This window comes from Streptococcus agalactiae ATCC 13813, assembly GCF_000186445.1.
Classification (GTDB): domain Bacteria; phylum Bacillota; class Bacilli; order Lactobacillales; family Streptococcaceae; genus Streptococcus; species Streptococcus agalactiae.
In genome coordinates this window covers 658,483-665,044 of the sequence record NZ_GL636070.1, presented here as the reverse complement: position 1 = coordinate 665,044, position 6,562 = coordinate 658,483, and the positions used below count along the sequence as shown (strand labels likewise).

The 6,562-nt window shown below is 33.5% G+C and carries 5 protein-coding genes; all 5 read right to left on the bottom strand.

The window, feature by feature from the left end; translation table 11 throughout:
• Window positions 1-1,095: glycosyltransferase family 2 protein (locus HMPREF9171_RS109820; protein WP_001173122.1), on the bottom strand; the 1,095-nt coding region annotated here is incomplete at its 3' end.
• A gap of 139 nt (window positions 1,096-1,234) precedes the next feature.
• Window positions 1,235-3,394 carry a hypothetical protein gene (locus HMPREF9171_RS109825; RefSeq protein WP_000760423.1) on the bottom strand — a complete coding sequence of 720 codons (2,160 nt, stop codon included), beginning with the start codon at window positions 3,392-3,394 and terminating at the stop codon, window positions 1,235-1,237.
• Window positions 3,395-3,400: 6 nt separating this feature from the next.
• On the bottom strand, window positions 3,401-4,846 hold the full coding sequence (locus HMPREF9171_RS109830) for a CotH kinase family protein (RefSeq protein WP_000533124.1): 1,446 nt from the start codon (window positions 4,844-4,846) through the stop codon (window positions 3,401-3,403).
• Window positions 4,839-5,516 (bottom strand): DUF4956 domain-containing protein, encoded by a 678-nt coding sequence (locus tag HMPREF9171_RS109835; protein WP_000654036.1) that lies wholly within the window; start codon window positions 5,514-5,516, stop codon window positions 4,839-4,841. Before HMPREF9171_RS109835 ends, HMPREF9171_RS109830 begins: the two co-directional genes overlap by 8 nt.
• Window positions 5,517-5,567: 51 nt before the next feature.
• Entirely contained in the window at window positions 5,568-6,263 is a 696-nt protein-coding gene (locus HMPREF9171_RS109840) for a polyphosphate polymerase domain-containing protein (RefSeq protein WP_001006713.1), read from the bottom strand.
• Window positions 6,264-6,562: the final 299 nt, after the last annotated feature.

Below are 6,562 nucleotides of genomic sequence, written 5' to 3'. Positions count from 1 at the left end.
AATACCAAAACATTCTATAAAAGGGGTCAGTAATTCAAATAAAATATAGTAAATATAAGAAATTGATCCTACAGCTCCAAAGCGATAATTGGCAAAAATACTTTTATATTTTTTTAAACATTGGTACAAGCCAAGATACCATCGGCGTCTCTGTTTACGTAAATCCCCTAAATTCGTTGGTGCTTGGCTCCAACAAACAGCATCTGTTTCATAACAAATACGATAGGGAATATTATTATTACGACAGAAGAAATGTAATTTCATCACCAACTCCATATCTTCTCCTAGAGTCTGGGTGTCATATCCTCCCACCGCTTTAACAAGGTCTTTCTTAAAAAGACCGAAAGCCCCCGAAATAATTAAATTAGCTCTTAAATAGTCTAAAAAGATTCGAGCTCCTAAAAATGATGAATCATACTCAAGTGCTTGTGCACAAGGAATAATTCTCCAAGGCAAACGATAAGATGCTACTTTCCCCTGCTCAATCTTAACACCCTGGGCAACTTGGACGAGCCCTCCCACTGCTATAACTGTCGGATCTACCTGTATGGATTTGCTAATTTGACTCAAAGAATCTACCTGCAACATAGAATCTGCATCTAGACATAGAAAATAATCGTAATTAGCAGCATTGATCCCCATATTTAAGGCATCCCCTTTGCCACCATTTTCTTTAACAATGAGTGTCAGTTTAACCTTACCAACCTGTCTCTGAAAGACATCTTTACAAGTTTGAGTAGCAATAATTGAATCAATCGTATTCGAGATTTTCATTAATGCAAACTCTTCCTTGAGAACATCTGAAGTATTGTCACTGGAACCGTCATCCACAACGATAATTTCATACGCTTCATAATCAAGGTGCAATAACGAATCAATCGAACTCACAATGGTTGTTGATTCATTATAGGCTGGTACAATAATTGAAATTGGAATTTTTTCTTTATTTCTAGTTAAACTTTTTTTGCGCTCATTTTTTTCATAGAGATGAACACCTCCAATGACTAATGAAATCACTAAAAAACTGGCATAGGCAATCAATAATACTAAGAAAATGACTTGAGATACCTTTAGGAAGGTAAAAAATAATGCCATAGAAAATCCCCTTTATTTGATATTTATATCCTTTTTCCGAATACGAAGCCAACTAAGCTTATCTAATCGTTGTCTTAAGATATAGTGAATGTTAAAAACAATAATTGCTAAGCAAATCAAAATGTAAAAATATAAAATGTTATGTACCATATGTTCTCTCTCTTTCTTTAGACCATTCTTTCTTAATACTATAATAGGAGTCTTTTAAAAAGGTTTTAGTATCGGGTCTCTCCCAATTTTTCAAACGATAATCTGCCATCTTTATCAGTGTGTTTTCTTTGCTATTAGCACCTAATCCTAAAGCAATGCTCTCAATTTCTAACTCCTTCACACCATAATGTTTAAAGTAATCATCGTGAATTTTTTGAGATGATGGATCAGAAAAATTCAACAACTGCCACGGAATTCTGACCTCTATAAAGTCCTTTCCAAACGAAATATCTGTTTGTGAATCAAATGTTTTTTGGTGCCTATCAGTTGTTCCTGTTTTGAGAAGACCAGTAGGATGAGTTGGTAAGAACCTCTCTGTTGCTTTTACTTTTTCCATGTCTTCAACAATCTTTGTATTTCTCAATACCATATTGATCTGCTCAAAATTACTACTGTTCTTCTTTGGTGGGAAAGCATAAAAATCTTTACCGTTAAGCTGTCGAAGATAGTTCGCTTTTAAGGCATTATAGCGCTCTTGGACAAATAATTCAGACTTGCCATTTGGATCAATAGACAATACAAAGTCACTAGATTTAGAAAATGTGACCTTACTACCATTCATTTTTCTACTACCAGATTTTGGTGTAATGTCTATTGGTAATAATCGTTTTTCTTTTAGTTTTTCAGGTTTGGTTTTAATCGCAAGGTAGAGGTAGCTTTCATCACTGCTAGCATATAAGTCATCTCCTGTTGCACTAGTCATCAGAGGATGTTTCCACTCTCCTTTGCCTCTTTTACCATCAACCTGATAATGATGTTTTGCGTTTTTAAAGCCTAATAAACCATAACCTTGATTAAATACTTGTGCATCCCCCCATAGGAATTGACTATGTTTATTTGTGGCGAAGGATGTATTCCACGCCCTTGCATTCCAATCGTCTTGCCATGCATTGATAGTCGCCCCAAAACTACCGGATGATATAAAAGATTCATAATCTTCTAGTAAACGCTGACCTTGTTCTTTTTCATTAATCGGCAGAGGAAGTTTATCAATTTCTTTTTGGGCAATACCTCTCGCTGTCGAATAGCCATAACCCGTGACTAGAACAGGGATTTTGTGATAAGCATTTAGCAGTTTAACGTATCCCTGTGACAAAGAAAGTTCTTTAATCTTTTGTCTATCTTCTTTACTGATATTCTCTTTATCAAATAATAGATAATCCTTGTATCGAGGATGGAAATCAATAGCTTTATATGCTGCAAACATACCTGCTTTAACATTCGAATTAGCTTGAATATTTTCTACATTTAGTTGTACGTATTTAGGAGCCTGTGCCTCAAATGGTTTTCTATAACGAAAAGGGTCTGTTGTTGGTGAGTTTGAAAAACTAATCAAATGTTGCCAACCATATTTAGCTGTCTCATAATGTGTCAATTCATCCATAACTTGAGCTAGCATGACCTCAAATGGATTAGCTGCCGCAGAAGTTTTAAAATAACGTCCTTTATATTGCGTTTTTTTCTCTTGATGATTAGTATAAGCGACAGTACCACTATTCCAATCATCCCCTACGACATAACCAAGTACCCAAGGACTAAGATCATAATGATAATGACGGCTACCAAAATCAGTATTCCATACTTGCTTACGCCCATGGAGAATATCCACAACGCCTTTTGCTTCTCGTTTTAAATACCCCCTATAATTATCATTAAAAGCTGTTATAGAAGCATTATTGCGATAAGAATCTATACGTATTCCTTGCAACAAATACAACGGCCTCTTTGATGCTTTGTTGTGGTGATATAAGGCATCGTAAAATGCAACATTCATCGGTACCTTGACTCTTACAGTATTTGCCCCCATGTTGGAAATTAAATGGAACCATTCACGATACGTTTTTTGAGTAATAGGAAAATCGTTGTGATGATAACCCGCTAAGGAAGACTCAACGTCTACTCCTTTAACAACAAAAGGTTTATTGGTGGGCTTGTGAAGTACAGTATCACCTTTAACAACAAAGTTAGTTCTTGTATTTTCTTTTAATAAGCCCTTTGGTAAATACAAACTACCATCAAAGTAATACAAATAATAAATAGAGCTAAACAAAATAGTTAAAAGGGCTACAATACTTAGATATTTTTTCATAATGTTCTACTCCAGTAAAGTATTAGTATTTTTCGATGGTGCACTATATTGATACAAGGTCTCAATATTTCTATCCATCCATCTGCCACGCTTTTTGATAAAATCTTTTAATTGTTCTACTGATTTGTGATAACTTGTCACATTGCGTTCAGTAGGAAGCAAATAATTCCTTGGATCAGTATTCTTTAAATCAAAGACATAGCCCCATTTTTTATAATTTCGATCAATAGCTGGACCTAAAAAATGCCTTGTCTCGTCGATGTAATTAGATAAATATTCTGTCGCTAGAACTCCCTTTCGTAATTCTTTATAGCGATGAACAACCAGGTCTATAAATGCTTTGTCCTTAATGAGCATATTGAACCACGGTGCATCCGTCAAGGTAAAATCTGCCTCATCAACACGTCCTTCAATTTGATTATCAAAAGCATTATTAAAATCCCAAACTACTAGTTTTGCTCTATCACGAAGATCTTTATATAGATAGGTTGAAAATTTACCCGCATCCACATTTCTAAAAAATTCATTGATGACAAAATAATTTGCAAATGATTCTCTATCAATATATTTAGGATATTGTGAAAAATCATAAGAATAAAGGACTTTTTCAATATGATTGATGTCCTTATTAATAAACTCTAATTGTTTTGATGTCAATCTTTGTTTACCTGGATATTTCACATCAAGAGCTGAGATACCAGACTGGTGTGTATAATGTACATAGTTATCTAACTTTTGCTTTGCCTTATGTTCACGATCCCAAGCAACGATATAAGGTGTTTTATGCAACTTTTTATCACTTTTTTCAATGGGAACTCGTTGCTCACCTTGTTCGATATTCTCAACTGCTAGATATACTCCCTGATACTCACCATTGACAAATAACTCACAGTAGCGAACGTTTGGAGTATAGGACATAATCTCACCGGCAATATTATAACTCAGATAATTTCTTAATAATGTTCTGTCTAGAAAGGGACCATGCAATACCCACTCCGATTCTTTAGGCATTCCTGCTAACCGATGCTTCTTTTCCTTTAACTTATTAGTAACAAACTTAACTTTCAATGACTTCTTATCAAAGTAACGAGAGGAATTTCCTCTATATGATATTAACCCTTTTGTCCTAATTCTCGGCTTTTCTGATAAATGATGTGATCTACTTGGAGAATCCCGTAATTCGATATCAACATTAATATTATCCCTAGCTTTGACATATTTTCCGCCTTCTTTTGTAACAAGAGGAATAGCTTGTTGCTTTGTATCAATGCTGATAATGGGCAAATGGGTTTTAAATCCTGTTAAATCACTCTTCGCATCTACCTGCTTTATACGATGATGATGTATTCTTTCGATGTGATGCTTAGGAATCCAAAAATAGAAAAATAAGAATAGAAAAAGACCTATAAGGGTTGTGCCGTAAATAACCTTCCCTCTCATAAGTCTACCCATTGATTTCGTCGCTTTGGCTAACAATGTTGAAATAATCAATATTTCCCAATTGGTACACTTTTTCAGTTAACTGATTATCTACATGGTGTTGCTTATCATAATCTTTTCTAGAGATTTCGAAAATCATTTCAATAGTATTAGTTGTTGAATTTTTAACACGCTGAACAGCTTTTCCGTCAAAATATTGGAAGAAAATTCCTTCTAAATCAACTTCTAGTGTTCTATCGCACTTCACAATCAATAACATACGATTCTCGTTTTTAACACGTCCCATAACCCATAATAAGATAAAGATAACGCTACTTCCTAACGCCGCTACCACATAGTCACCGACACCACAACAGATACCAACAACTATGGTCCAAAAAATATAAACTGTATCTCTTGAATCTTTTATGGCTGTCCTAAAACGAACAACTGACAAGGCACCGACCATACCCAATGACAAGGCTACATTATTACCAATAACGGTCATTACTGTTGCAGTCAAGACCGTCAATGTCATTAATGAAACATTAAACTTTTTACTATAAGCAGTTCCACTATGCGTATAAGCATAGGAAACATAAATAACTACACTCAATAAAGCTGCTACAAGAATATGTAAAATCATATCTTGAAAACTTAAATTTCCACTTTGCTCTAGACTATTTCGTAATAGGTCTTTCATTTTTTTGTTATCCTCTCACATTTAATAATAATTAACGTATATACTTTTTCACTAAAAACGGTAATGTTTACTAACAGCTCTTCCTAAACAATACTTACTCGCTGAAAGTTCACTTCTATCTACCGAATCTAAGAGTTCTTTAATATAAGACAATAAAAATCCATTATATTTAACTTCTAAAATAACAAGGTAAGGATCTAATAAATAATTTTGATTTAAATCCTCTGAGAAAATATCATAACTAGCCTCTGTACCTATTATATGGTGGTCAAAGGTGATTCGGATATTGTTTTCCTTAGCAACAAAAGCTTTTCTTTGGTACTCAATAACCGTTTTAGGTTGATAAAGTTGCGTTGTTATCCTTGAATAACACTCCGCAGCAAATGTATCCGGATAATTTAATAAAATACTATTGTTACCATTAATCAGCGCTTGAGCATCTGTCTTGCTTAATTTTAGAGAGCGCTTTTTTTGATTAGCACCTTGTTTTTGTTTCATTTCTAATTTCGCAAAATTGCTTTGACTACCATAATTGCGCAAACGAATCTTTCTTCGTATCTCAACACCATCTTCCTTTTCTTGCCAATCAACATCTTCTAAAGAATCAAAGTATAGCGAACGGATAGTATAGCCATCATCTGAACTATGCGAATCGAGCGTCATTACTTGGGAAAATTTCTTAGATAAAAGATAGTAATCTTCAAGTGATATTAAATATTTTTTTTCCTGTCTAAGAACTTCGTTCATCACTCACCTCTATTAATTAAACATTAATTTATATAAATATTAACAATAAATTAAGCAAAAATAAATATATCAGAAATTATACACCTTGTCAACAGGAAAAAATATAATGTATATTTTTTTATAAGAAGGCATTTTAAACTTTATTTTTATACTATAAATATGATTGTTACGCTCCTTTAAACCTAGAAGAAAAATGTATATTTTCAATCCACAGCTGTTATAAAATAATTTTTAAAAAGTGTTTATATCTTAGTTTAATCACACCTTACTGCAATCTATAAATCATTTTAAAAAATCTG